Annotated in this window: 18 protein-coding genes; 10 read left to right on the top strand and 8 right to left on the bottom strand. The window is 61.1% G+C overall.

Annotation, left to right across the window (positions count from 1 at the left end; genetic code table 11):
* Nucleotides 1–17 precede the first annotated feature (17 nt).
* Nucleotides 18–1001: a TRAP transporter substrate-binding protein gene (locus HOP51_RS05070; RefSeq protein WP_234272877.1), complete on the bottom strand. Its 984-nt coding sequence runs from the start codon at nt 999–1001 to the stop codon at nt 18–20.
* Between the two features lie 470 nt (nt 1002–1471).
* Here HOP51_RS05070 and HOP51_RS05065 point away from each other — a divergent pair, with 470 nt between their 5' ends.
* From HOP51_RS05065 to dusA, 7 genes are all read left to right on the top strand, one after another.
* Nucleotides 1472–2032 (top strand): TRAP transporter small permease, encoded by a 561-nt coding sequence (locus HOP51_RS05065; protein ID WP_234272876.1) that lies wholly within the window; start codon nt 1472–1474, stop codon nt 2030–2032.
* A 1-nt stretch (nt 2033) separates the two neighbouring features.
* A complete protein-coding gene (locus tag HOP51_RS05060; protein ID WP_234272875.1) occupies nt 2034–3326 on the top strand; it encodes a TRAP transporter large permease in 1293 nt (430 codons plus the stop codon).
* Nucleotides 3327–3378: 52 nt separating this feature from the next.
* The gene (locus HOP51_RS05055) at nt 3379–5754 is read left to right on the top strand and encodes a glycoside hydrolase family 31 protein (protein ID WP_234272874.1); all 2376 of its coding nucleotides are present in this window, start codon (nt 3379–3381) and stop codon (nt 5752–5754) included.
* Nucleotides 5751–7142, top strand: a complete 1392-nt coding sequence (locus HOP51_RS05050; protein ID WP_234272873.1) for a mannitol dehydrogenase family protein — start codon at nt 5751–5753, stop codon at nt 7140–7142. Before HOP51_RS05055 ends, HOP51_RS05050 begins: the two co-directional genes overlap by 4 nt.
* Before the next feature lie 42 nt (nt 7143–7184).
* Complete coding sequence (gene uxaC, locus HOP51_RS05045; RefSeq protein WP_234272872.1) at nt 7185–8594, top strand: glucuronate isomerase; 1410 nt, start codon at nt 7185–7187, stop codon at nt 8592–8594.
* 542 nt (nt 8595–9136) lie between these two features.
* Nucleotides 9137–9334: a hypothetical protein gene (locus HOP51_RS05040; RefSeq protein ID WP_234272871.1), complete on the top strand. Its 198-nt coding sequence runs from the start codon at nt 9137–9139 to the stop codon at nt 9332–9334.
* A 441-nt stretch (nt 9335–9775) separates the two neighbouring features.
* On the top strand, nt 9776–10801 hold the full coding sequence (dusA, locus tag HOP51_RS05035) for a tRNA dihydrouridine(20/20a) synthase DusA (RefSeq protein ID WP_234272870.1): 1026 nt from the start codon (nt 9776–9778) through the stop codon (nt 10799–10801).
* Between the two features lie 11 nt (nt 10802–10812).
* Here dusA and HOP51_RS05030 read toward each other — a convergent pair whose 3' ends face one another.
* Nucleotides 10813–11844 carry a succinylglutamate desuccinylase/aspartoacylase family protein gene (locus HOP51_RS05030; RefSeq protein WP_234272869.1) on the bottom strand — a complete coding sequence of 344 codons (1032 nt, stop codon included), beginning with the start codon at nt 11842–11844 and terminating at the stop codon, nt 10813–10815.
* Nucleotides 11845–12030: 186 nt separating this feature from the next.
* Here HOP51_RS05030 and HOP51_RS05025 point away from each other — a divergent pair, with 186 nt between their 5' ends.
* Nucleotides 12031–12645, top strand: coding sequence for a TetR family transcriptional regulator (locus HOP51_RS05025; RefSeq protein ID WP_234272868.1), 615 nt, complete (start codon nt 12031–12033; stop codon nt 12643–12645).
* A gap of 8 nt (nt 12646–12653) precedes the next feature.
* Here HOP51_RS05025 and HOP51_RS05020 read toward each other — a convergent pair whose 3' ends face one another.
* The 6 genes from HOP51_RS05020 to HOP51_RS04995 all read right to left on the bottom strand — a co-directional run bounded on the left by HOP51_RS05020 (nt 12654) and on the right by HOP51_RS04995 (nt 19768).
* Nucleotides 12654–13349 carry a hypothetical protein gene (locus tag HOP51_RS05020; RefSeq protein WP_234272867.1) on the bottom strand — a complete coding sequence of 232 codons (696 nt, stop codon included), beginning with the start codon at nt 13347–13349 and terminating at the stop codon, nt 12654–12656.
* Between the two features lie 132 nt (nt 13350–13481).
* Nucleotides 13482–16664 (bottom strand): efflux RND transporter permease subunit, encoded by a 3183-nt coding sequence (locus HOP51_RS05015; protein WP_234272866.1) that lies wholly within the window; start codon nt 16662–16664, stop codon nt 13482–13484.
* Complete coding sequence (locus HOP51_RS05010; RefSeq protein ID WP_234272865.1) at nt 16661–17947, bottom strand: efflux RND transporter periplasmic adaptor subunit; 1287 nt, start codon at nt 17945–17947, stop codon at nt 16661–16663. Before HOP51_RS05010 ends, HOP51_RS05015 begins: the two co-directional genes overlap by 4 nt.
* 83 nt (nt 17948–18030) lie before the next feature.
* Entirely contained in the window at nt 18031–18426 is a 396-nt protein-coding gene (locus HOP51_RS05005) for a hypothetical protein (RefSeq protein ID WP_234272864.1), read from the bottom strand.
* A 106-nt stretch (nt 18427–18532) separates the two neighbouring features.
* Nucleotides 18533–19525, bottom strand: a complete 993-nt coding sequence (locus HOP51_RS05000; protein WP_234272863.1) for a lipid A deacylase LpxR family protein — start codon at nt 19523–19525, stop codon at nt 18533–18535.
* Nucleotides 19526–19615: 90 nt separating this feature from the next.
* Nucleotides 19616–19768, bottom strand: coding sequence for a hypothetical protein (locus HOP51_RS04995; protein WP_234272862.1), 153 nt, complete (start codon nt 19766–19768; stop codon nt 19616–19618).
* Nucleotides 19769–19867: 99 nt separating this feature from the next.
* Here HOP51_RS04995 and HOP51_RS04990 point away from each other — a divergent pair, with 99 nt between their 5' ends.
* The gene (locus HOP51_RS04990) at nt 19868–22690 is read left to right on the top strand and encodes an AMP-binding protein (protein WP_234272861.1); all 2823 of its coding nucleotides are present in this window, start codon (nt 19868–19870) and stop codon (nt 22688–22690) included.
* Between the two features lie 34 nt (nt 22691–22724).
* Nucleotides 22725–23036 (top strand): YqfO family protein, encoded by a 312-nt coding sequence (locus tag HOP51_RS04985; RefSeq protein ID WP_234272860.1) that lies wholly within the window; start codon nt 22725–22727, stop codon nt 23034–23036.
* Nucleotides 23037–23046 lie beyond the last annotated feature (10 nt).

Here is a 23046-nt window from a genome sequence, read left to right as displayed (position 1 = left end):
CCTCCCCGGCCGCCGTCTTAGTTAGCCTCTGCCTTGATGCGCTCGATCAGTTCCGCTAGCTCCGCGGACTCAGCAGCCACTTCTTCATGCATTGGCATAACCGCCTCGATGAACGGAGCCTTATCCACCTCGTTGATTTCCACTCCCATCTCGGCTTGTCCAACTTCCAGTGCCTCGTTGGAAATCGCGCTCCAGGACTCGGAGTGGAACGCCTGTGCCTCAGATGCCGCCTGACGCATGGCAGCTTGCTGCTCTTCGCTCATGCTATTCCAAGCACAAGTGGATATGACGACCACGGAAGGAATGATGGTGTGTTCGCTCAACGAGAAGTTGCTAACGATTTCCCCATGACGGGCATTGGTCAACGCCGTCGGGTTGTTTTCCGTCATTTCCACCACGCCCTGCTGTAGCGCGCTATACAGCTCTCCCCAGTCGATAGGCGTCGCATTGCCACCCAATAATTCGACCATGCGGATAGCTGAAGGGCTGGGTTGTACCCGGACATTGAGGCCTTCTAGGTCGGCCGGTGTATTGATCGCACGATCACCATAGAAGGAGCGCGCTCCTTCTGTCAGGAAGGCAATTCCGATAAAGCCCTTGTCTTGAGAGGCATTGAGAATGTCCTGGCCCACTTCGCTATTGATGACCTGCTCGAAATGCTCTTCGCTTTCAAAGATAAACGGCAAGTTCACGGCACTGTATATGGGCTCAAACGCCTCCAGCTCGGAAGTATTGCTGCGTGCCATATCCAGGGTGCAATTCTGGACCAGCTCCATGGACTCACGCTGAGTACCAAGCTGGGCATTCGCATACACCCGAATGTTCATCTCACCATCGGTCAACTCGGAAAGCCGTTGTCCCATGAACTCCATGCTGACATGGGTCGGATGGTCTTCCGGATTATTGTGATTCAAGCGCAGCGTCTGAGCCTGTGTCAAGCTACTGACCGAGAGCAGCGCAGCTCCTACCAAGGCAGTGCTCTTGAGTACCTTTGTTGTCATTTATGAATCTCCTGAATGACTTACCATGCAAACCGGGGCGTGCTATGAGGTTCACCAAGGAAACACTGCACAAATGCCTGCGCGGGTAAATCGCTACATTACGCGCTGCTCGCAATCCTCACCTGTACCCCATAGGCGCCGGCTGCTGCGCTTTACTCCGCTCGTCGATTTGTTCAGCGTTTCACTAACTTCCGGGGTTGAACGCGCTCAGAGTGGCCCACCACCCCACTCCTGTCAACCAATACTACAAATTGGTTGACATCTTGTGGCACAGGGGCGACGCTCACGCCCCATGATGACTGAGTTCTATACGGCACGCTGGCGTACCAGAGCCAGAGAACGTAAGCCTCACGCACGGCGGCGGAAGCCACTGAGCCAGTCTTCAACGCCAGTCAGCTTTTGAACAACGCCCATGGCGGGCACTGCTGTCCCCATCATCTCGACAGAGAGCAGGGCAAGAGGTCTTCCATATGAAACGAGTACTTGACTACATACTGGGGACGGTTGTTTTCGTCATCCTGGCGGTCATCGTCGCCAGCGTGACTTGGCAGGTCGTTTCCCGCTACCTGCTGGGAACCCCCAGCACCAGCACCAGTGAGATAGCCCGCCTGCTGTTTATGTGGCTGGCACTACTGGGCGGTGCCTATACCTTTGGCCAGGCACGACATCTCGCCATCGATCTGCTTCCACAAACACTGAAAGGTGTGTCACGCCGATTCCTTAACACCATCATATTGCTGACCATTGCGTCCTTTGCGTACTTCGTCATGGTACGCGGGGGCTGGGCAATGGTCTCCAGGACTCTCATGTCTGGACAAATCACACCGTCCTTGCGCATGCCCATGGGGTATGTCTACGGCGCCATTCCCGCCTCTGGGGTCCTCGTTATCGCCTACTGTGTCATCTTCCTTGGCAGAGTCTGGCTGAACCCGGCCATGCAGGGAGGCTTCTCTCTCGTCACAAGCGAAGAGCAGGAATCGGCAACAAACGACACCGGCACAGCCCCCGAATCACAAGAGCGAGTCCACTAATATGACTATCCTTGTCCTCTTCGGCTCCTTCGCACTCTTGATGATGCTCGGTATCCCGATCGCCTTCGCTATCGGTGTATCCTCGACGCTGACCTTCTTGTTATTCATGTCCCCAGATCAGTCGTTTAGTATCGTGGCACAGCAGATGGCCTCAGGCCTGGATAGCTTTACCCTGATCGCCATTCCGTTTTTTATCCTTGCGGGAAATATCATGAATCGCGGTGGTATCGCCCTGCGCCTCATTGATCTCGCCAAGGTTCTGGCGGGTCGTTTGCCGGGGTCACTTGCCCACGTCAACATCATCTCCAATATGTTGTTTGGCGCACTGTCAGGATCAGCCGTTGCTTCCGCCGCCGCCGTGGGTGGCGTCATGTCTCCCATTCAAAAGCGCGAAGGCTATGATCCGGCCTTCTCCACCGCGGTTAATGTCGCCTCGTGCCCGACTGGCTTACTGATTCCTCCCAGCACTACTCTTATTGTCTACTCCCTTATCACCGGTGGTACGTCCATCGCAGCACTTTTTGTTGCAGGTTATATACCCGGCATCCTCATGGGGCTGTCGCTGATGATGGTCGCCGGTATCATTGCCAAGCGCAGGGGCTATCCGGTCTCGCCAAGATCGACCTGGTCTGAGATCAAAACTGCTATCGTCCGAGCAATCCTGCCCCTTGGTCTGATCGTCATTGTCATTGGCGGCATCATTAGCGGAGCCTTCACCGCCACCGAAGCCTCAGCCGTTGCCGTTGCATACTCCCTGTTTCTGGCCTTAGTCTGGTACCGAGAAATCAAGGTTACCGACCTGCCACGTATCTTTATCGAATCAGCGGTCACAACATCCATCGTGCTGTTTCTGATTGGCTGCTCCATTGCCATGTCTCGCGCCATGGCTTTCGGCGATATTCCGATAACGATCTCGGATTATATGATCGGCCTTTCTGATAACCCCATCATCATCTTGCTGTCCATCACAGCAGTGCTGCTTTTGATCGGCACTTTCATGGACATGACCCCCGCCCTGCTGATCTTCACCCCCATCCTTCTCCCGGTCGTCAACAGCCTGGGAATCGATCCCGTACACTTCGGTATTATCATGACAGTGAACCTGTGCGTGGGAATCTGTACACCCCCGGTGGGGTCGGCACTATTCGTAGGCAGCTCAATTAGTGGCGTCAGCATCATGCAGGTCATGAAACCTATTTTGCCGTTTTATCTCGTGCTTATCGGCATTGTTTTACTAGTCACTTTCGCGCCACAAATCAGCCTATTTTTACCTCAGCTTATTCTGGGTTACTAATTCATGATGCAGCCCTATCGCCACGCCGTCAGCCCCAAGGAACATGACTAGCATGAAGACGTTAAAACACTGGAGCCTAGAACATCAGGACAACAGCACCGTTCGCTTGAAGGTGGATGGCAAACACCTACTCTGCATCAACGTACTGGAACATGACTTATTCCGCGTGCGCCTGTTGAAAGATGGTACTTGGCGCCTGGGTCGCTCCTGGACGGTCAACCCGGATGGCAATACCCTACCACGGGGCCGGGAGCGTGACTCACTCGATGGCTTCACCAACCCAGGCTACACCCTCGCCTGGGCAGGTGAGGCACTACAGCTCTCCACCGAGACGCTACGCCTGACCATCGCACAGCCACTGCACCTTACTTGGGAGGCCAAACTCAACGACACCTGGCAGTACCTGGCCGAAGATCGGCCAACAGGGGCTTATATGCTGGGTGTACGTACTCATGCGCATTCACATTTCCTGCGCCGGCTACCCAATGAGCGCGTATACGGCCTGGGTGAAAAGGCCGGCAAGCTGGAACGCTCGCAACGGCGTTTCGAAATGCGCAGCCTGGATGCCATGGGCTATGATGCCGAGAACACCGACCCTCTCTACAAGCACTTGCCCTTCACCATCACACAAACCGAGTCTACCGGTAGCTTCAGTATCTTTTACGATACCCTGAACACCTGTGTGCTGGATATCGGCAGAGAGCTGGATAACTATCACCCCCACTATCGGTACTTCTCCGCCCAGGATGGCGATCTCGATTACTACTTCCGCTGGGCGCCGAAAATGCTGGAGCTGGTAAAAAGCCAGCTGACACTAACTGGCGGCATGGCCCTTCCTCCGCGCTGGTCGCTCGGCTACTCCGGCTCCACCATGGCCTACACCGATGCTCCCGATGCCCAAGATCAGTTGCTGGGATTTCTGAATAAGCTGGACAAGGAAGCTATCCCTTGTGACAGCTTCCACCTGTCATCCGGCTACACCTCCATAGACGACAAACGCTATGTGTTCACCTGGAATACCGATAAGATTCCGGAGCCGACTGCACTGACAGGAGCATTTAACAGTGCCGGAGTGAGGTTTATCGCCAATATCAAACCCTGCTTGCTGAAAAACCATCCCTTTTACGCTGATGTCGCCGCTCGAGAGCTATTCATCAAGGACAGCGAGACCGACAGCCCGGAGATTTCCAGCTTCTGGGATGATGAAGGCTCCCACCTCGATTTCACCAATCCGGAAACCATCAGCTGGTGGAAGCAGAATGTTACCCAGACCTTGCTGGAGAAGGGCATTGCCTCTACCTGGAATGATAATAACGAATACGAAGTATGGGACCATGGCGCACGCTGCTGCGGATTCGGCGAGGAAATCGATATTGGCCTGATACGTCCGCTGCATTCACTGCTGATGGTGCATGCCTCCTGGGAAGCCCAAGTCCAGCATGCTCCTGAAACGCGCCCCTACCTGGTGACACGCTCAGGCTGTGCAGGTCACCAACGCTATGCCCAGACCTGGAGCGGTGACAACCGCACCAGTTGGGATACTCTGCGTTGGAATATCCGCATGGGGCTCGGCATGTCTCTATCCGGCATCTACAACATCGGCCATGACGTAGGCGGATTTGCCGGCCCGCAGCCAGGCCCTGAACTGCTGCTGCGCTGGGTACAGAACGGCATTTTCCATCCTCGATTCTCCATCCATAGCTGGAACAACGATAGCTCCGTCACCGAGCCCTGGACACACCCCGCAGTCACGGACGATATACGCGCTGCCATCCAGTTCCGCTATCGTTTGCTGCCCTACCTGTACACCTGCCTATGGCAGGCAGCCAACGACAATGAACCTATGCTCAGGCCCACCTTTCTTGACCACGAGCATGACGTTACCACCTATGCCGACACCGATGATTTCCTGCTGGGGCGGGATCTTCTGGTCGCCTCTGTGGTGGAGGAAGGCGCTACTACCAGAGCTGTTTATCTGCCTGACAACGGCGCCGGTTGGTGGGACTTCTGGAGCGGTCAATTCCACACGGCCGGCAGTTGGGTGGAGAAAACCGTTACCTTACAGGACATACCTCTCTTCGTGCGTGCAGGCGCTGTCCTGCCACTGACTGCAAATGCCAACAAGGCTACCGCCGACGCGCAACAGGGCCGCACACTCGCTCTGTTCCCGACGCCAGGCACCTTCACCAGTACTTCCATGCTGTTTGATGATGATGGTGTCACCAAGGATGGTCCCCACTGCATCACCCACCTGGAGCTGACAGGCACTGATGAAGCACTGGAACTGACGATTACCCATGAAGGAGAGATGAGCTTTCCCTTCTCGCAACTCGAGGTGATATTGCCAGTGGGAGAGAGTCGCCCGTTACACTATCACGATCAGCGCATTGCAAGCGGCGAGTTCATCTCCTTGGGAGGTAGCCAATGACTGGCGCCCACCATGCTACCAAACAGGCATTACAGCCCCGCTGGCTGCACATTGGTTTCGGCGCTTTTGCCCGTGCTCACACAGTGGCAGCACTGGATAGAAGCATGGCCAAGCAACGCCTGGCGGGCGGAGCAACGCCAGCCGATTGGGGAGTCGTCGTGTCTCGCCTGAGATCGGGTGTGGCACAGCTCAATGCGCTGGTACAGACAGGGCACCAATACTATGTAGCAGAAATCGACGATTCCGGGGCCACCCTGCAAACAGTGCAATCCATCATCGGTACCTGTCATCCGATCCGTGATGGTATTGATGCCTTGCATGATCTGATCGCCTCACCAGCCCTTTCCTTGATCACCCTGACCATCACCGAAAAGGGGTATCGCAACGGCCCCACCATGGGTACCTTGTGCCAAGGACTCCTGCAGCGCCGCCAAGCAGGCAACGGCGGCTTGACGATTCTCTCGTGCGACAACCTGTCAGAGAATGGCGTCCTCACCCGTCAGGCCCTGCTCGCCGAAGCCATTCGTCTTGACACGGCACTCGCCGACTGGATCGCATCCGAATGTCGCTTCCCCTCCTCCATGGTTGACCGGATCGTCCCCGAGATGACAGAGGCAAGCCATACCAAGCTGGAGGAGCTACTCGGCAAACCCGATCCCAATGGTATTATCTGCGAGCCTTTCTTTCAGTGGGTCATTGAGGATAACTTCCTGGGCGAAAGACCACCTCTGGAACTAGCTGGTGTCCAATGGGTGGATGACATTCTGCCCTGGGAGTCCATGAAGCTCCGAATGCTGAACGGCAGCCATACCTTTCTCGCCCTGCTGGGTCGTATCGCCGGCCATCGCACCATCGATGCCTGCATGGCCGATGCGGTATTTCACGAGGCCGTACTGCATTTGATGCTGCATGAGTCGGCCCCGACCCTGCCCACATTACCTGGGGCGAACTTGCCGGGTTACGCACAGAGCCTGATCAAGCGATTCAGCAACTCAGAACTCAAGCACCGTACGGAACAAATCGCCAAGGACACCAGCCAGAAGCTTCCCCAACGCTTGCTGGAATCCATTGCCATCAACATCGAAGCCGGACGTCCCTGGGCGATGTCCGCACTAGCCATTGCTGCCTGGGGCATTTACCTGGTGGGACTCGATGACCAGCAAGAGCCACTAGCGTTATCCGACCCTCTGGCCGATGAGTTAGCCTCACTGGTAACGAATACGGATAAAGCGGACCTCATGGATGCCCTGCTGAATGTGAAGGCCGTATTTCCTCCGGCACTGGCCAACAACCCCGATTTTCGCGATGCGGTAAAGGCCTCCTATACCAGCATCCGCACGCTTGGGGCCCGTGCCGCCATTGCCGATAGGCTGCATGCCTCGGTGTGAAGCATCCTTAGTAAATGACTCTCTGCTGAAAAGGGTTTCCCCATGACTCAGTTTCTCCATCAGGATTTTCTGCTGGACACCGAAGAAGCACGTCGACTCTATCATGACGTCGCGGCAGACCTACCGATCGTGGACTACCACAACCATTTGCCACCAGCAGAAGTCGCTCAAGACCATGCCTGGGATAATCTGGGAGACCTCTGGTTGAGCCATGATCACTATAAATGGCGGGTCATGCGCTGGGCCGGCGTGCCTGAGTCTCACATCACGGGCAACGCCACACACAGGAAAAAGTTTGATGCCTTTGCCCGCATTCTACCCAAGACGCTCGGCAACCCCATGTACCATTGGAGCCACCTGGAACTGTGGCGCTACTTTGGACTGGACGGCCAACTACTGAATGCCGACAGCGCAGAGGACATCTGGCAAGCCACCCAGGAGAAGCTGGCCAGCCCTGAATTCCGCGCCCAGGGGCTCTTGAAGCGCATGAAGGTTGAGCTGATTGGCACCACGGATGACCCACTGGATAGTCTTGAACACCATCAAACGTTTTCGGCCTCAGCACAGTCAGCCGACCTTAAGATGGTGCCGACCTTTCGCCCAGACCGTGCTATGGCGATAGAAGCGGAAGGTTTCCATAGCTACCTGGAACAACTGGAAGCACTGACCAGCCAGCCCATTGTTACCTTTGATGATCTAATCAAGGCCCTTCTTCAGCGCTTGGAACACTTCACTGCCCATGGCTGTCGGGCCGCCGACCACGGTATCGGCCAGCTCACACAGGCCGAAGAGCTCAGCAGCGCACAGCTGGACAAGATCCTGCAAGCAGGTCGCCAAGGCAAGGCCCTGACGAGTACAGATGCCGAGAGCTTCCGCATGGCGCTGTTACTGGAATTGGGGCGTGCCTATGCCCGCGCCGACATCGTGATGCAATTGCACATCGGCCCTCTGCGGAATAACAGCAGCCGCATACTCACCCATGTAGGACGTGACTCTGGTGCCGACTCCATGCAAGACCTGCCGCTGGCAGCGCCTCTGAATCACATCCTGGATCGCATGGACCGTACCGATGAGCTACCGCGCACCATCCTGTATGCACTTGATCCCAGCAAGAACCCGGTTATTGTGACGACCGCCGGTAATTTCCAGGGTGGCGGGGTTGCCGGCAAGGTGCAAGCCGGTACTGCCTGGTGGTTCAACGACCAGTTAGACGGCATGGAAGACCAGATGAACCAGCTCGCGCAGATGGGACTCTTGTCTACCTTTACCGGCATGTTGACGGATAGCCGCTCATTCCTCTCCTTCCCACGTCACGAATACTTCCGCCGTCTGGTCTGCCGCATCGTTGGTCGCTGGGTGGCCGATGGCCTGGCTCCCCAGGATCAGGAGCTGCTGGACGGCATGATCGCGGATATCTGCTATCACAACGCCCGTCGCTGGTTCATATCATGACCTTTCTAACTTGCCTAAGCGGTTGTACACTTTCAGGTGGCCAGCCAACTGCTCCATCGGCATCCGGTGCGCCCTTGTTTGGCGACCACCCTCTGGTAGCCCGCGCCATGCTTGGCGCACGCAGAAAAAAGCCCGGCCACTGGGGCCGGGCTTCCAATCAACGCATCCTTTCAACTACCTCGGACTTCCTGTCCAAGCATCCCTGGTTCTGAGCGCTCCGTCGCTCACCTTCCCTGTCGGACTCTCCCTCGTCCGTCACCACCCAAGATAGTCGCTTCTGTAGAAAAGCGGTTTAACCCAGGATATCAAACGCCGTAGGAGATTCGCTTCGCGTTTGTACGAGATAGCTTACGTGAGCCTCTGCCGGCTGGGTCAGTTCCTCCGCCCATGCCCTAAGCGGATCTACTACAAGATTGCCCATCAGCAAGGCGGTGTAATACTGATCGACGCCAAGCGGCAGCGCAGCCTATCTTACCCATGGGGATGCCACGGCTTGGCGATATGCACTACGCTCGAAGGGAATGGCTTCAATGGAGGGCAACATGGACAAGGCCGTCATCGACGTCATCCGCAAAAAGGAGCAGCTACCCGACAGCATGAGCGACAGCGAAATCGCCCGGGAGTACAAAGGAACCTACACTGCTGCGAGAGCCGCTATCAGCCTGGAGCACAAACCGCTTGACCAAGTGCTCGCGGATGCCATGGCCAAAGTGCTTCCGTTCATGCGGAAGAGGAAGTAGCACTGCTGGGGTGACGGACGCAGGCCTCATTCGACGCCTGAATGTCATGATGGTTTCGGCCTGCTCGAGCAGCGTGGCGTAGTCCTGCTCGCTCAGCACCACCACGCGCTCGCCAGCGGGCATTTGGATGAGCGGTGGTGTGTCATCTTAGGCTGGTAGTGCTCGTTATCGCTGATCAGGTACAGTGCGCCGCCCCCGGCCAGACGCTATGCGTACCTCCACTCTGGGCGCGTCTCTTCTTCTTGCGTACAATAACCGGCCATCTCATTTCCGCTCCCTGCTTCTCGTCACGTCGTGCATCATGCAGCGTCCAGCGAGCCGGTTACGTATTGGTACCTTGCGGTCGTTGTCTCGGCGGTCGTTGTCTCCAGAGTACTGAACGCGGGCAGGTGAAATGAGCCGGATCAAACGGTAATAACGGCAGGACCTTGGAGGCCATCGATGAGCAACACGACTGGAAACGACCCGCTGGCACGGGCGCGCCGGTTTTCGGTGGCCCCCATGATGGACTGGACGACGAGGGACCAAAGAGCCTTTGCCCGCACCCTGACCCGCCAGGCGCTGCTCTACACCGAGATGGTGACGACAGGCGCCATCCTGCACGGCATCCCCCGCGAGCGCTTCCTCGGTTATGACGAAGTGGAGCATCCCGTTGCACTGCAGTTGGGTGGTAGCCACCCAGGCGAGCTGGCGGAGTGCGCGGTGATTGCCGAGGAATGGGGCTATGACGAGGTGAACCTCAACGTCGGCTGCCCCAGCGACCGGGTGCAGAACAACATGATCGGCGCCTGTCTGATGGGCTACCCCGAGAAGGTGGCCGCGGCGGTGCGCGCCATGCGCGAGGCGGTAAAGATCCCAGTCACGGTGAAGTGCCGCATCGGTATCGACGATCAGGACGAAGATGCCGATCTGGAGCGCTTCATCGCCCAGGTGGCGGATGCCGGCTGCGAGGTGTTCATCGTGCATGCACGCAAGGCATGGCTGCAGGGGCTCTCGCCGAAGGAAAACCGCGACATCCCGCCGCTCAACTACCCCCGCGTGCACCGGCTGAAGACCAACCGCCCGGAGCTGCACATCGGCATCAACGGAGGCATCAAGACGCTCGACGAATGCCGCGAACAATTGAATCATGTAGACAGCGTGATGGTCGGTCGCGAGGCCTACCAGAACCCCTGGCTGCTCGCCAGGGTGGACGAGACGCTCTACGGCGAGCCCGGGCCCGCCGTGAGCCGCCACGCCGCTGCCCGCGCTTTCCGTCCCTACATCGCCCGCCGGCTCGAGGAAGGCGCTAAGCTCAACCATGTGACCCGCCACCTGCTGGGCCTGTTCCAGGGTCAGCCGGGCGGGCGTCGCTTCCGCCGCCATCTGTCGGAGAACGGTCATCTCGACGGCGCCTGCCTGCGGGTATATGACGATGCCCTGAGCCTGGTGCCGGAGAGCTACGCACGCCAGGTCGAAACCGCCTGAGGCGGCCTGCTTCAGTAAAGTGGATCCAGGGGTGGCTCGAGGCTGGAATGAAAGGTCTCGATGGCGCTCTCGGCCTCCTCGATCGCCTCGAAGCGGGCAATATGGAACAGCGCCTCGCCTTCATTGGCCAACGGCAGGCGGCTCATCCCGATCACGATACCATCGGCCATGGCTTTGATGGACGCTTCGGCATTGCCGAAGGGGTCAGCCACCTTGCCCAGCACATCGCCCCTGGCCACTCGCGCACCGAGACGCACCTTGGGGCGCAGGATGCCGTCGATGGGAGCCCGTGCCCAGCTTGAGCCGTTGGCTACCTCGGCCGCCGGCGGTGGGCGACGGCGGTGCGCGCCCCCCAGCATGCCCAGCCGACGCATGACCCGCAGCACACCGCGTACCCCAGGGGCAATCGCCCACTCGTCGAAGCGCAGCGCCTCGCCCGCCTCGTAGGTCAGTACCGGAATGCCCCGCCCCTGGGCGTAGTGGCGCAAGCTACCCTCCCGCAATTCGGCATTGAGAATCACCGGCGCACCGAAGGCGTTGGCCATGCGCTCGGTCTCGCTGCCAGGGCTGAGCTGGGCGCGGATCTGAGGCAGGTTGGTGCGGTGGATGGCACCGGTATGCAGGTCGATGATGTGGGTGGCATAGTCGACGATTTGCTCGCGGAACAGCGCCGCTACCCTGGCTCCCAGCGAGCCGGTCTCGCTGCCGGGGAAGCATCGGTTGAGGTCGCGCCGGTCCGGCAGGTAGCGGCTGTGTTGCATGAACCCGAACACGTTGACGATAGGTACGGCGATCAGGGTGCCGTGCAGCCCCTGGATCTGCTTCGAGCGCATCAGTCGACGCACGATCTCCACGCTGTTGATCTCATCGCCGTGAATGCCCCCGCAGACCAACAGAACCGGCCCCTGGCGGCGCCCATGCACGACTTCCACAGGAATGTGCAGCGGGGCATGGGTGTAGAGCTTGGCGACCGGCACGTCGACCTGTAGACGGCTACCAGGCTTGATCCTGGCGCCGGCGAGTTCGAAAGCGGCTTGGGGCATCGGCTCTCCCTGCAAAAGGAACAGTGTTCGATTCGTTATACCCTGCCACCTCGTGGAATACGAGGGGAAAACATTCCCACCCCAGCGAGCGAGATTAGGATAATTCCATACAGCTGTGTATGTAAGTTGGATTACACTGCGGTAGAATAACGGGAAACGGCAGGTTCGAGGAGAAACGACCCCCACATGGCCCGACGTACCAAGGCGGAAGCCGCCGCCACGCGCGAAGCCCTGCTCGATGCCGCCGAAGCGGTTTTTCTCGAGCGTGGTGTCGCCCGCACCTCGCTGGAACAGATAGCCCGTCATGCCGGCATGACCCGCGGCGCCGTTTACTGGCACTTCAAGAACAAGGCCGATCTGTTTCGGGCCATGCTACAACGCGTACGCATGCCTTTTCAGGAGCTCGTCGAGGAGATCGGCGACCCGGGGCTCGCCCAGCAGCCATTGGAAGCCATCCGACTGGCCTGCCTGAGCGGTTTCGAACGGCTGGAGCAGCCCCGCTACCGGTGCGTACACGCCATCCTGATTCACCACTGCGAGACATTCGCCGAGATCGATCCACTGGCCATACAGAACGAGATAGCCGAGGAAGCGTGCGGCGCCCTGCTCGATTACTTCGAGTGTGCCGCCCGGCTCGGTCATCTGCGCGACGATGTGCCTCCGGAAATCGCCGCGCATCTGTTCCAGGCCATGCTCGGCGGCCTATTCCACGACTGGCTGCGCAACTACGAGACCTTCAGCCTGCACGAGCGGGGCGCGCAGCTCATCGAAACGCAACTACAGCTACTGCGCTCCTCCTAGGAACGAGATTACAAGGGCGCCTCGGCGCCTTTATGGCTCACGCCGGCTCTGCTGTTTTGCGCCAAGCGCAGCCGCCGCAGGTGCACACGCGCCTCGCAGTAGCGGCTCTCTGCCACGCTGCGGTAGGCGCCCTCCCCGGCCACGTACTTGACCAGTACCCGTCGCTCGCCCGGACACAGCAGGTCGCCGGGCTTAGCATGCAAGCGCACTTCGCATTCAGGGTCCTCGATCAGGGTAGCCGTGGCCCAGCCCTCGGCACCGGTTGCGCTGCCTACCTGCACGGTTTCTCCCAACAGGCAACGCGGCTGGGTATGCTTCGCCCGATGGAAGCGCCGCTGCAACCCGTGGCAGACCATCGCCGCCATAGGAGAGGCAAGCACGAATGCCACCCATAGCACCGCCACCCCGACCGGGATGCGAAACAGCCCCAGCGGCAGCCAGCGCAGCACCAGTAGCTCTACCGCCAGGGTGATAGCCCCAGCCAGCCCCAGCAGCATGCTGAGGGCAAAGGAGACCGGCACCCCGGCGAAGCCAAGTGCCACCATGGTACTCGCCAAGTGATCACCCTTCAGGCTGTCGCGAGCGAATAGCTCCAGCGGCGCCAGGCCCAGCAATACCAGCAGCCAATAGAGCAGCACCAATGGCAGCAGTGCGCTGAAGACGACGACGGGAAAACTCAGGACGATCTGACGCAGCACTTCCATGACGGTCTCCTTATGTTTTCGCTCCACTCAGCTTCAGCATAGTCCATGGTGTGCTGGCCCGGGCATGCGCCAGGTCATGAAAAAGGGCGCCACCTCCCGGTGGCGCCCCGCCTCGTGTCATACTCTTGCCGCTCAGGAGCGCTCGACCGTCGTCTCTTGGTGTCCGTGCCCGCGCTCGCGCAGTTGGTAGCGCAGCCAGTCGGAGACATGGGCGATCACGGCGTAGAAGCTAGGCACGAACAGGCTACCAAGCACCGCCACAGAGGCCATGCCCACCGCCACGGTGGTACCGATGTGGTGGCTACTGACATCGCTCGCCCCACTGGCAAGCGCCAGCGGCAAGGTGCCGAAGATGAACGCCAGCGAAGTCATCACGATCGGCCGGAAGCGTAGCTCTGCCGCCGTAATGGCCGCCTCGCGGATCGACTTGCCCTGCTCCTTGCGCTGCAGCTCGGCGAATTCGACGATCAGGATGGCGTTCTTGGCCGCCAGCCCCACCACTACCAGCATGCCGATCTCCACGTAGACGCTGGTATCGAGCCCTCGCAGCACGATGCCGCCGATGCCGCCGAGGAAGGCGAAGGGCGTCGCCGTGAGCACCGCCAGCGGCAACGACCAGCTCTCGTACTGCGCCGCCAGGATCAGGAACACCATCAGGATGCCGAACACGATGGCCAGCGTGGCGGTATTGCCGAGCTGGCTCTCCTGGTAGGCGGTACCGGTCCAGCCCATGCCCCAGCCGCCGCCCAAGGTCTCCTCGACGATTTCCTCCATGGCGGCGATCGCCTGGCCGGAGCTGTAGCCGGGCGCGGGGCCGCCCTGGAACTGCGCCCCCAGGTAGACGCCGAAGCGCGACACCACCGCCGGCTTGGCCTGACGCTCCAGGGTGACGAACTCCGAGAGCGGGATGCGCTCTCCGTCGCCCCCCCGCACATAGACGTTGCTGACGTCGTCCGGCGTCTTGCGGAAGGCGTCCTCGTTCTGCAGGTAGACCTGGAAATTGCGGTTCTGGTAGCTGAAGAAGTTGACGAAGCCGTTGCCGAAGGTATTCGACAGGGTCGCGTTCAGATCCTCCAGCGCCACGCCATAACTCAGCGCCTTCTGCTGGTCGATCACCGCCCGATAGCCCGGCACGTTGACGTTGAAGGTGGTGAACACCTGTTGCAGGGCAGGGTGCTGGTTGGCGGCCTGCATCACCTGCACCGAGGCCTGGAACAGCTCCTGGGGCGAGGCGCCACCGAAAGACTGCAGATAGCCGGTGAAGCCACCGGTGGTCGAGAGCCCCATGATCGGCGGCACGTTGAACGCCATCGCCGAGCCGCCGGGTATCTCGGCTCCCAGTTGCATGATCCTCCCGACCAGCTCGGTGGCGGTCAGTTCACGCTCATCCCAGGGCTCCATGTTGATGAACATGATCCCACGTGCGGTATTGACCGCGCTGGAGAGGATGTCGTAGCCGGCCACCGCGGTGGAGTACTGCACCCCGGGGATCTCCTCGATGCGCGAACTCAGCTCGTCCATGTAGCGCTGGGTACGCGCCAGGGAGGCGGAATCGGGCAACTGGACGCTGGCCAACACGATGCCCTGGTCGGTCTCGGGCACCAGCGTCGAAGGCGTGATCTGGTAGAGCCACCAGGAGCCGCCGATAACCAGCCCGGTCAGCAGCAGCGCCAGCCCCCAGAAGCGCACCAGCGCCTTGACCAGCCACATATACACGGCGGTGATGCCGGCAAACAGCCGGTCGAACAGCCGCAGTGGCGTGTTGAGCGCCCGCTTCAGCTTGGATTGCCCCACTCCCTTTGGCTTGTGCTTGATGAAGATCGCCGACAGCGCCGGAGTGAAGGTCAGCGCCATGAGCGCCGAGAAGGCCACCGAGATCGCTACCGTGAGGGCGAACTGCTGATAAATCTGCCCAGTGAAGCCACCCAGGAAAGCCACCGGCACGAACACCGCCGCCATGATCAGTGAGGTGGCGATGACCGGGCCGCCCACCTCCCGCATGGCGCGGATGGTGGCCTGGGTCACCGTGATCTCGTCGTCCTCGCTGAGCACGCGTTCGACGTTTTCCACCACCAGGATGGCATCGTCGACCACGATGCCGATGGAGAGCACCAGAGCGAACAGCGTCAGCAGGTTGATCGAGAAGCCGAACAGGAAGAATCCGGCGAAGGTGGCCAGTACCGACACCGGCACCACCGACATGGCGATCACTGTGAAGCGCCAGTTCTGCAGGAAGATGAACAGGATCACGCCGACGATGAGGAAGGCCTCGATGAAGACGTGGGTCACGGTATCCACCGAGGCGCCGATGAACAGCGTGGTGTCGTAGGGCACGACGTACTCGAGGCCGGGCGGGAAGCGCGACTCCAGCTCGGCCATGGTGTCGTGAACCGCCTGGGCCGTCTCCAGCGCATTGGCACCAGGCTGCTGGTTGATGATGATCGGCGTCATGGTGGCACCGTTCAGCCGCGCCTCCACGCCGTAGAAGGAGGCGCCTAGCTCGATGCGTGCCACGTCGTCGAGGCGCAGCGCCGAACCGTCCGGGTTGGTGCGCAGGAAGATGTTGCGGAAATCTTCGACATCGTTGAGGCGCCCGCCAGCGGTGATGGTATAGGTGAACGCCCGCGGATCGCGCTGGGGCGTGGCGGCCAGGCTACCTGCCGGCACCTCGGTGTTCTGGGCACGAATGGCCCGCGCCACTTCGGTAGGGGTCAGGTCGTATTGGGCCAGCTTGTCGGGGTCCATCCACACCCGCATGGCAAACTCGCCACCGCCGAGCACTTCCGCCTCGCCCACGCCGGGTACCTGGCGTAGCTCATCGAGAATATTCAGCGTGGCGTAGTTCTGCATGAAGACGTTGTTGTAGTCGCCCTGCGGCGAAATCAGCGCCACCAGCATCAGGATCGAGCTGGAGCGCAATTCCACGGTCACTCCCTGGGCCTGGACCGCCTCGGGCAGGCGCGACAACGCCCCCTGCACCCGGTTGTTGACGTTGATGGTATTGATGTCGCCGTCGGTGCCGATGTTGAACGCCACGTCGAGGCTCATCACGCCATTGTCGGCGCTGGTCGAGGTCATGTAGAGCATGTCCTCGACGCCGTTGATCGCTTCGGCCAGCGGCGCGGCCACCGTTTGCGCCACGGTTTCGGCATCGGCACCGGGGAACTGGGCCTGCACCGACACCGTGGGCGGCACCACGCTGGGATACTGCTCGATGGGCAGTACCCGCATGCTCACCACCCCCATCACGGTGAGGATGATCGCCAGTACCGTGGCGAAGATCGGGCGCTTGATGAAGAAGTTGGAGAAATTCATGCGTCGTCCTCGCCGCCCTCAGCGGCTTCCTCCCCCGGCACGGCCTCGGCGGCCTGCTGCTCCTGCATGGCCTCGGCAGCTTCCTGCTCGGCCTCGGCTTCGGCCTGCTCCACCGCTTCCACCAGCTCTTCCGCGTCGCCATCAAAGGGCTGCGGGTCGATGGGCGTGCCAGGCTCGATGCCGGCCGGGTCGCCGACTATCACCTGCTCGCCAGGCTCCAGACCACCGCGAATGATTTGCCATGGGCCTGCCACTTCACCCAGTTCCACGGTGCGGGCTCGGGCCACATTCTCCTCGTCGAGGACGAACACCTGCGGTCCCATCAGGCCTTGGGTAATGGCGATCTCGGGCACCGCCAGCACGTCGAAGCGCTTGAGTCCATCGAGGCTGACCCGGGCAAACTGGCCAGGCAGTACCTGCGCGTCGGGGTTGGCGAAGGTGGCGCTGGCCTGGACCGTACTGGTGCGCTCATCGACCCGCGAACCAAGGAAATCGAGCCGCCCTTCCAGGGTCCTGGCAGCCGCACCGCTGCCACCCGGCACGTTGAGAATGGCGCGAATCGACTCATCACCTTGCTCGCTGAGCTGCTGGCGCAGCTCGAGGGCGTCGCGCTGAGGCAGTTGGAAGCGCACTTCCAGAGGATCGAGCGGGGTGATGGTGGCCAGGACGGTTCCGGGACTCACCAGGTTGCCGACGTTGATCTGCGCCAGGCCGATCACGCCCGATACCGGCGCGGTGACCTCGGCATACTCCAGGTCAATGCGGGAACTGGCCAGTGCGGCCTCGGCCTGGGCCACCGCGGCACGCGCCACCCCCAGCTCGGCCCGGGCCTGATCGACCTGCTGCTGGCTCACCGAGTTCTGGCTCAGCAGGCGCTCGAAGCGCTCGGCGTCGCGCTGGGCGCGGGAAAGCTCGGCCTGGGCGCTCTGCAGGTTGGCCTCATGCTGATTCACCGCCGCCTGGTAGACATCCGGCTCGATGGAGAAGAGCCGCTGCCCTCTTTCGACCTGCTCGCCGGGTTCGAAATGGCGCTCCTCGAGCGTGCCAGTGATACGGGCCACGAGGGTGACTTCGTCGTCGCTACGCAATAACGAGGGATAGGACTTTTCCAGCGCGATGTCCTGGCGCTGAATGGCCACGACTTCGACGGGTTGCGGTTGACGCTGCGGAGCCGCCTGCTGCTGTTGCGCCTGCGCATTCTCCTCCTGACCGCAAGCGGCCAGCAACAGACCAGCGGCCAGACCCATCAGAGCGGCCCGGCCAAGTCGAGATATTCTTTTCATGATATGCGTCGTTTCCGTTGATTCGTCGAAGGTCGGCGAATTTTACATTCATGCATGTATGGATGTAAATCCAAGGAAGCGGCTCACTCGCTGCGTGGCCGGCTGCGCAGGATGCGTCCTTCGGGATGAACTTCAATGCGCCCACGGCTGCCGGAGCCCACCACATCGTCACGCCACATGGTGCTACGTTCGCGCTGGTGCATGGTTTCGGGGCGTGGAGGCTCGCCCGGCCGCGGAGCATGGCCCCAGGAAAAATAGGGATCGAAAAGCGCCCAGGGCAGCTCAAGGGTGAAGGCAGGATTCTGGCTACGCCGACGCCAGTGTTCACGATGCCAGGCCAGTGGAGAGAGCACTGGCTGGAAGCCAGGAGCATGGGCCCGCTCGTCGGAGCCCAGCGCAGCGGCAGCACTCACGGCAAGCCATGCCGCTAGTATCGGCGCCAGCCAGATCACTCGCCGTAATGGACTTTGCTCGTTCATGGTGCTCCCCAACGCTGATTGCACGCTCGCCCACGGCCGGTCAGGCTTCCAGTATAGGCCGGCTCGTGATCGAGGCGAAGCAGTATCAACACCGGCAGCTCAAAGGTCAGAACCGATAGCTCAGGGAGAGCGCACCGTGAACGGTGCTGTTCTGCTGCTCCTCGAACTCTTTGCTGCGCCACACGTGCGCCAGGCTCACCTCCCACTGCTCCCAGCTCAGCGCCACGCCCAGCACGGCGTCGCCGACCAGTTCGCAACGCTCGACCGAGTGGCTGTCGCGTACGGTATTGCCGTCGAGCAGCAGGTTATGCGCCACATAGCGCCCGTGCAGGGAAGCGAAAAGATGCCAGCCGATGCCCGACGACACCGGCACCTGCCGGTAGCCGCCCCGTTCCACACCGAGCGAGGGCCACCCCATGGCGTTGTCCAGCCCCTGGCCAAGACGCAGGCCGTAGCCCGTTCCGGCCTGAACCAGCAGATTGCCAAGTGAGGCCGACAGCTCCGGGCCATGTTGCAGTTCCAGCCTGCCCAGCGACTGACGATGCCACCAGTGGCGCCGGTAGGAAGCATTGAGGATGGGTTCGTTGCCCAACTGGTGCGACCAGCCTCGGGGACGCTGACTCCTGGTAAAACGATGCACTTCACGCTGAACGCGGTCGGCGGAGGTAACGGGGCCGATCACACCGATATCGAACTGCAGCGCTTCCTCGCGCTGCCAGGCATCGCTCAATGACTGCCGGCCATACAGGCTCAAGCCACCCAATACCAGGCCGGCGTAGGGCCGGTCGTCCTCGATGAGATCGCGCCGCTCCACCTCCACCGGTGTATACATGCGATAGCTCAGGTGATAGCTCAACGCATCGATGCGGTCAAGCCAGCCCCGCGGAAGCCCACCAGCAACGCGCTGCGTCCAGTCCTGTTCGCGTGTCGCCCGCGTCCACATGAGCGCCACGCCTGAGGTGTAATTGTCGTCGTCGCTGCTGACCATGCCATCGTTGTCTATCTGCAGGGTCAACACCCCTGACCCCGCCATGGCCGGTGTCGCCACCAGCCATCCCAGCGCCAGCGCGCAGAGAAAACCGCCAATGCCTCGATACATGTGTCTCATCCTTGAGCAAGCTAACAAACATGCTTGAGTGTATGTAGCCAATGGCAAGCCGGGCAAGCCTCATCAAACGGTCTTTTTAATTTACTCCTGCTCGATTCGCGCCACGGCCCGCTCGACTGCATCCCGATAGCCGCCACCGACCAACAGGCTATCCGCCTCGCCTCCGAGCGCGCGCAGCGTTCCCCGGGGCGAAAGACCGCGTGTCTTCAGTAGTGTTTCAAGCGCCTGTTCCATGATTCTCTCCTTGATCACCAGGGCTCGATGACGACAGCGATGGAGAAACCATGCCATGTAGGAGTCAATTGCCCAAGAGGCACCCATTGGAGGTGACGTATGGCAAATCGCCACGGTTCACGCGATGTCCAAGAACGCTTGCTGGCACTGCTCGAGACACTGGTGCGCGAAACGCGACCCGACCGCGACAATGCCGCTCCCATCGGCCTGGACTCGCGTCTGGACCGCGACTTGGGACTGGACAGCCTCGCTCGTTCGGAATTGTTGCTGCGCGTGGAACAAGCCTTTGGCATTCGCCTGCCTGAGTCTGCACTGCTGGCCGAAACGCCGAAAGCACTGCTCGAACTGCTGCAGGCCCAGCCGCAGCCGACCCACGCCTCGTCTGAATCGCGGGAAAAACCTGCTCCGGCTCCTCCCACTCCCTCCGTCAGCGATTCCACAGAAGGCCAGCCTCATGCCGCCACCACGCTGAACGAGGCGATGGACTGGCACCTGCAGCAGCACCCGCAGCGTCCTCATCTCTATCTCTATGGCGGCGACGATCAGCCACAGGTGATGAGCTATGCCGACCTGGACCGGGAAGCCCAAGGAGTTGCCGCGGCCTTGGCATCACGGGGCGTCAGTCAAGGCGACCGCGTCGCACTGATGCTGCCGACGTCTCGCGATTATTTCATCGCCTTCTTCGGTGTACTCAGGGCCGGCGCCGTACCGGTGCCCATCTACCCTCCTGCCCGCCCCGCCCAGCTCGAGGAACATCTACGGCGCCACGGACGCATTCTGAACAATGCCGGGGCTGGCCTGCTGATCACCGCCACCGAAGCGCGCTCGGTGGCTCGCCTGCTGCATGCCGAAGCCCCCCACCTTCGCCATATCGTGACGCTCGCCGACCTCGGCGAATGGCAGTCCCACCGCAAGCCACGGCGCCCTGAACCCGACGACCTGGCCCTGCTGCAGTACACCTCCGGCAGCACCGGTGACCCCAAAGGGGTACGACTCACCCATGCCCAGTTGCTGGCCAACATTCGCGCCATGGGGGAACACCTCGAAGCCACCCCAGACGATGTCTTCGTTAGCTGGCTACCGCTCTACCACGACATGGGATTGATCGCCGCCTGGCTCGCCAGCCTCTACTACGCCATTCCGCTGGTGGTGATGTCGCCACTGACCTTCCTCTCGCACCCGCTGCGCTGGCTGGAGTTGATCGACCGCCACCGTGGCACCATCTCCGGGGCGCCCAATTTCGGTTACGAGCTGTGCCTGCGCGCCATGACGTCGGAGCGGACCCAGCATCTCGACCTGAGTAGTTGGCGGGTCGCCTTCAACGGCGCGGAGCCGGTCAGTGCTCAGACCATGGAGCAGTTCACTGAGTGCCTGGCACCCTGCGGCCTACGACGCAACGCGCTGATGCCGGTCTATGGACTGGCCGAGACGGCAGTCGGGCTGTGCGTGGCCCGGCCCGGACGCGGCGTGATCGTCGACCGCGTCAATCGCGAGCGTTTCTCCCAACACGGCGAGGCCTCGCCCGAACAGGACGCCGCGGCCGCACAGTGCTTCGTCAACTGCGGCCCCCCGCTACCCGGCTATGCGCTGCGCATCGTCGAGGACCAGGGTCGCGAGCTCGGCGAGCGCCGAGAAGGCGACATCGAATTCAGGGGCCCCTCGACCACCGACGGCTACTTCGACAATCCCGAGGAGAGCGAGAAGCTGCGCCACGGCGATTGGCTGCGCACCGGCGACCGCGGTTATCTCGCCGACGGCGACCTGCACATCAGTGGGCGTCGCAAGGACGTGCTGGTACGCGGCGGCCGCAACATCTACCCCTACGACATCGAATCCGCCGTCGGCCGCCTGGAAGGTATTCGCAAGGGGTGCGTGGCAGTATTCGGCGATCCCGACCCCGAGACTGGCGTCGAGTCGCTGGTCGTGGTGGCCGAAACCCAGGAGCAAGACCCCGCCCGGCGTCGCGAGCTGCAACGTGCCATTGCCGATACCGTGGTCGATATCGTCAACGTACCGGCCGACGAGATCTGCCTGGTGCCACCTCACGCCGTGCTCAAGACCTCCAGTGGCAAGATCCGCCGTGCCGCGACTCGTGATCACTACCGCCAAGGTCGCCTCGGCGAGCGCGCTCCCCCACTCTGGCGGCAATTGACCCGCTTGGCGCTGCGTGCCGGCTTCAAGCGGCTGCAGCTAGCTCTCGGCAGGGTTGGCGATTGGGCTTATTACGCCTATGCATGGTCAATCTTCGGCCTGGGCCTCGGCCTGTTCACGCTGGTCGGCCTACTCCTGCCGCGGCTGACCTGGCGCTGGCGGCTGGCCCATTACCTCACTCGCGGCATGGCCGCCCTGGGCGGCATACGCCTGGCGGTGCAAGGTCTGGAGCAGCTGCCCCGCGAGCGCCCTTTCGTGCTGGTCGCCAACCACGCCAGCTACCTGGACGTGCTGGTACTCACCGCCGCCCTGCCATGCAGCCTGCGCTACCTGGCCAAGGAGGAACTCGAGCGCCGTCTCCTTATTCGCCTGCCGCTGAGCCGCATGGGCGCGCTGTTCGTCGAGCGCTTCGACCCACGCCAAGCGGAACGCGACATGCAGGAGGTGGAACAGGCCGTGACAGCCGGCGACACGCTCGCCATCTTTCCCGAAGGGACCTTCCATGCCGACCCCGGCCTCGACGACTTCCACATGGGTGCCTTTCTCACCGCCGCCCATGTCGGCGTACAGGTGGTGCCCGTCGCCATACGCGGTACGCGCCGGCTGTTGCGCGGCCAGGAGTGGCGTCCGCATCCCGGCAAGGTCTCACTGCATGTAGGCTCACCATTGACACCCGACGGTGACGACTGGAACGCAGCGCTGCGGCTGAAGAATGCCACCTATGACCACATACTGCGTCACTGTGGCGAAGGCCCTCGGCGACGCACCTGAATCGCCAAAACCTTACTGACATGAGGAGAAAATCGTGTACAAGCTTGCCTTCTTCGTTCCGCTAGCAGATGCCGAAGCGGTCAAGGATGCGGTATTCGTCACCGGCGCCGGACGCATCGGCGACTACGAAGCCTGCTGCTTCGAAACCCGTGGCACCGGTCAGTTTCGCCCGCTGGATGGCGCGAGCCCCCACATCGGCCAGGTCGGTGACCTAGAGAAGGTGGAGGAACTGAAGGTGGAACTGGTCTGCGAGGATCACCTCATCCGTGACGCAATCGAGGCCCTGCGGGCCGCGCACCCCTATGAGGAGCCAGCCTTCGACGTGTGGAAGCTGGAAGCCTTCTAGGCTTTAGACC

The organism is Billgrantia zhangzhouensis (genome assembly GCF_021404465.1).
In the GTDB taxonomy this organism is placed as follows: domain Bacteria; phylum Pseudomonadota; class Gammaproteobacteria; order Pseudomonadales; family Halomonadaceae; genus Halomonas; species Halomonas zhangzhouensis.
The sequence above is the reverse complement of the archived record's forward strand: the minus strand, read 5'-3'. Positions and strand labels throughout refer to the sequence as shown.

What these genes read in the sequence shown, in the direction of transcription:
- HOP51_RS05070 (WP_234272877.1), bottom strand. Translation starts at nt 1,001, where the DNA reads ATGACAACAAAGGTACTCAAGAGCACTGCCTTGGTAGGAGCTGCGCTG.
- HOP51_RS05065 (WP_234272876.1), top strand. Translation starts at nt 1,472, where the DNA reads ATGAAACGAGTACTTGACTACATACTGGGGACGGTTGTTTTCGTCATC.
- HOP51_RS05060 (WP_234272875.1), top strand. Translation starts at nt 2,034, where the DNA reads ATGACTATCCTTGTCCTCTTCGGCTCCTTCGCACTCTTGATGATGCTC.
- HOP51_RS05055 (WP_234272874.1), top strand. Translation starts at nt 3,379, where the DNA reads ATGAAGACGTTAAAACACTGGAGCCTAGAACATCAGGACAACAGCACC.
- HOP51_RS05050 (WP_234272873.1), top strand. Translation starts at nt 5,751, where the DNA reads ATGACTGGCGCCCACCATGCTACCAAACAGGCATTACAGCCCCGCTGG.
- uxaC (WP_234272872.1), top strand. Translation starts at nt 7,185, where the DNA reads ATGACTCAGTTTCTCCATCAGGATTTTCTGCTGGACACCGAAGAAGCA.
- HOP51_RS05040 (WP_234272871.1), top strand. Translation starts at nt 9,137, where the DNA reads ATGGACAAGGCCGTCATCGACGTCATCCGCAAAAAGGAGCAGCTACCC.
- dusA (WP_234272870.1), top strand. Translation starts at nt 9,776, where the DNA reads ATGAGCAACACGACTGGAAACGACCCGCTGGCACGGGCGCGCCGGTTT.
- HOP51_RS05030 (WP_234272869.1), bottom strand. Translation starts at nt 11,844, where the DNA reads ATGCCCCAAGCCGCTTTCGAACTCGCCGGCGCCAGGATCAAGCCTGGT.
- HOP51_RS05025 (WP_234272868.1), top strand. Translation starts at nt 12,031, where the DNA reads ATGGCCCGACGTACCAAGGCGGAAGCCGCCGCCACGCGCGAAGCCCTG.
- HOP51_RS05020 (WP_234272867.1), bottom strand. Translation starts at nt 13,349, where the DNA reads ATGGAAGTGCTGCGTCAGATCGTCCTGAGTTTTCCCGTCGTCGTCTTC.
- HOP51_RS05015 (WP_234272866.1), bottom strand. Translation starts at nt 16,664, where the DNA reads ATGAATTTCTCCAACTTCTTCATCAAGCGCCCGATCTTCGCCACGGTA.
- HOP51_RS05010 (WP_234272865.1), bottom strand. Translation starts at nt 17,947, where the DNA reads ATGAAAAGAATATCTCGACTTGGCCGGGCCGCTCTGATGGGTCTGGCC.
- HOP51_RS05005 (WP_234272864.1), bottom strand. Translation starts at nt 18,426, where the DNA reads ATGAACGAGCAAAGTCCATTACGGCGAGTGATCTGGCTGGCGCCGATA.
- HOP51_RS05000 (WP_234272863.1), bottom strand. Translation starts at nt 19,525, where the DNA reads ATGTATCGAGGCATTGGCGGTTTTCTCTGCGCGCTGGCGCTGGGATGG.
- HOP51_RS04995 (WP_234272862.1), bottom strand. Translation starts at nt 19,768, where the DNA reads ATGGAACAGGCGCTTGAAACACTACTGAAGACACGCGGTCTTTCGCCC.
- HOP51_RS04990 (WP_234272861.1), top strand. Translation starts at nt 19,868, where the DNA reads ATGGCAAATCGCCACGGTTCACGCGATGTCCAAGAACGCTTGCTGGCA.